The 1,151-nt window shown below is 43.8% G+C and carries 1 protein-coding gene; it reads right to left on the bottom strand.

Going from position 1 to position 1,151, the window contains the following annotated elements:
* Nucleotides 1–1,151: ISL3 family transposase (locus L3V36_RS23830; protein ID WP_237296734.1), on the bottom strand; the 1,151-nt coding region annotated here is incomplete at both ends.

Raw genomic sequence — 1,151 nt, 5'->3', positions numbered from 1 at the left:
TTTTATCTTCAAGAAGAAGTAGTCTGTATCTCGATACCCATACCCCATTCGTTTGATTAGCTTTATCTTGTTGTTTATCCCTTCCAATGTGCAGGTGTTGAGCGGATAACTTGCCGATGCGAGAATGCCGTGAAGATAAGGACTCAGTTTTCGTGCGAACTCTTTTAATGGCTTAATCCCACTCTCTTGTACTTGTGCCCACCACGCCTCCCAGAGCCCCTTGGCATACACTTCTGATTCACAATACCAAAGCTCTTTGAGTTGTGCTCCGAGGATGTAAGTGGTCATTAAGTCCTTATTGATATTCAATATTTCTGTAAGATAGCTGTCTTGCTGTGTATTTAAGTTGCCTCTATTTTTCAACAACACCCAGCGTGAACGCTTGACCCATTGCCTCGCTTTTTTATCTTGCTTGAGTTTGTTGGCTTGGTCGACTCTGACTCTATCCATTACCTCACGACCGAACTTAGCAACAACATGGAATAAGTCGTAAACGACTTTTGCGTTCGGACAGTGCGCTTGAACTTCAAGGTCAAAAGCCGTATTCATATCCATCGCGACCGCTTCGATATTGTTGCCATGCTTGCCTAACAGCTCGAAGAACGGTCGTATGTCCTTGCGACTACGGCCTAACCCTATCCAAATGACTTGGTGAGTCTTAGCGTCAGCGATGACCGTGGCATATCGATGTCCTTTAAAGATGGCGAACTCGTCCATGACGAGTTGCCTTAAATCTTCCCATTTTACTGACGGTACAACTTGTCTCAGCCGTCGTTTATCTATTTCCTTAATGGTGTGCCAATGAACGCTCGTTAATTGGGAGATATGCTTAATGGGAAGAAGAGGTAATAGTTGTTCTATATAGCTTTTTAGGCGCTTCGTTATGCGAGCATAAGGCTCTAACCAAGATATAGACTCTGTTTTTATGCCGCAGTTACGACACTTAATCCTTCGTGTTTGAACGTAAAGTTCAACAGGAACACCGAGTAACATGGCATCCTTTACATGACGCCATTGATACTCGTGGATAGCTTCGGCTTCAAGACCACAAAGGCACTTAGCCTCAGAGTTAGGTTTAAGAGTCAGGGTAATAAGTGATGCTGTCTGGTGAGACTTTACTATTTGAAAGCCTTCCCAGAATGAAGATAGGA

The sequence above is a fragment of the Vibrio sp. G-C-1 genome (assembly GCF_021728015.1).
GTDB lineage: Bacteria > Pseudomonadota > Gammaproteobacteria > Enterobacterales > Vibrionaceae > Vibrio > Vibrio splendidus.
This window is presented reverse-complemented; position numbering and strand designations above follow the sequence as displayed.